Genomic DNA, 1,396 nt, shown 5'->3' with positions numbered 1-1,396 from the left:
GGTCGTAGTCGGGGTAGGTGCCCAGTTCGGTGCGGGCGAGTTTGGTGATGTAGGTGCCCATCGCGGCTGCGGCGGCGGTGAGGGTGATGTTTTTGGCTTGGCGAGCCGGGCGTAGATCGTCGAGTCCGGGTGCGGCCAGTGCGCGAGTGAGGGATTTGAAGATTTCGCGGGCGATCGCGCGTTTGAGGATGCGGATGATCTCGGCGGGGTTGCGTCCTTTGCCGCGTTGTCGGGCAACGAATTCGCGGGTGCGTGGGTGGTTGGACATGCGGACCAGCGCGATGGTGTGCAGGGCGCTGTTGGCGTGTCTGTCACCGCCTCGGGAGAGCCGGTAGCGGGTTGTTTTGCCCGAGGAGGCGGGCACTGGTGCGGTGCCGCACAGGGCGGCGAAGGAGGCTTCGCTGCGGAGTCGGCCGGGGTTGGCGCCGGCGGTGATCGGTAGCTGGGCGGCGGTGTTGGGTCCGACGCCGTGCAACGACATCAGGTGGGGGTTGGCGGTAGTGGCCAGTTCGCGGATCTGCTGGTGGAGTTCTTCGGCTTGGGTGGTGAGGAACTGGTGACGGCGGGCCAGGGTCTTCAGCGCGGTCAGCACGGCTCGAGCGACGGCGTCGGAACTTGTGGGCCGGCATGATGCCAGCGCGGTGACCAGGGCCTTTTCTTTGACGCCGCGGTATTTTTCCCGGATGGTGGCGGGGGCGGTGACGAGCATGTGATGGATCTGGTTCATCGCCGCGGTGGTGGCTTTGACCGCCGAGCGGCGGGCGTTGTGCAGTGCCCGCAATGCTTCGACCTGCTCGAATTTGGGGGCCGCGTTCGCGCGCCCGGACAAGACCGCTCGGGCAGCGGCGTAGGCGTCGAGGGGATCGGATTTGCCCTGCATCCGCCGAACCGAGCGTTCGGGCCGGATGACTTCGCGGACCTCGATGCCGGTGGCGAGGGCGGCGCGGGTGAACCCTGCCCCGTAAGAGCTCGTTCCTTCGACACCGATGATCTGCACTGTCCCGTGTGAGGCCATGAATTTCAGCGCGGCCCGGTATCCGGTTGTGGTGGTGGGGAATTCCCGATCGCCGAGTTCACGGCCGACCGGGTCGCAGACGCAGACGTGGATGGTGTCGGCGTGGGTATCGACTCCCGCGACGAGTGCGGGGTTGGCGACCGGGGCGGTCACTGTCATGCTGGTTGCGCCTTCTGGATCGATTGCGGTGGGTCGACGCCGGTCGGGCGGGCAGACAGGACATTGATGAGGCCGGGCCAGGCTCTTATTAAGTCATGTCCGCCCGGCCAGCGCGCGGGACCTTGACCGCCGGTCAGACCAAGTGATGGTCAACCCAGCAGGGCGACAGTCGGTGGGAGAGACACGACGATCAAGATCCTTTCCATCCTCAATGTCGGTGGG

Annotated in this window: 1 protein-coding gene; it reads right to left on the bottom strand. The window is 66.3% G+C overall.

Annotated features, from left to right (window positions below):
• A partial coding sequence (locus AC5592_RS34355) for an IS110 family RNA-guided transposase (protein WP_063066585.1) occupies window positions 1–1,174 on the bottom strand: 1,174 nt, incomplete at its 3' end.
• Window positions 1,175–1,396 lie beyond the last annotated feature (222 nt).

It is taken from the genome of Nocardia violaceofusca NBRC 14427 (assembly GCF_963869435.1).
Lineage (GTDB): Bacteria > Actinomycetota > Actinomycetes > Mycobacteriales > Mycobacteriaceae > Nocardia > Nocardia aobensis.
This window is presented reverse-complemented; position numbering and strand designations above follow the sequence as displayed.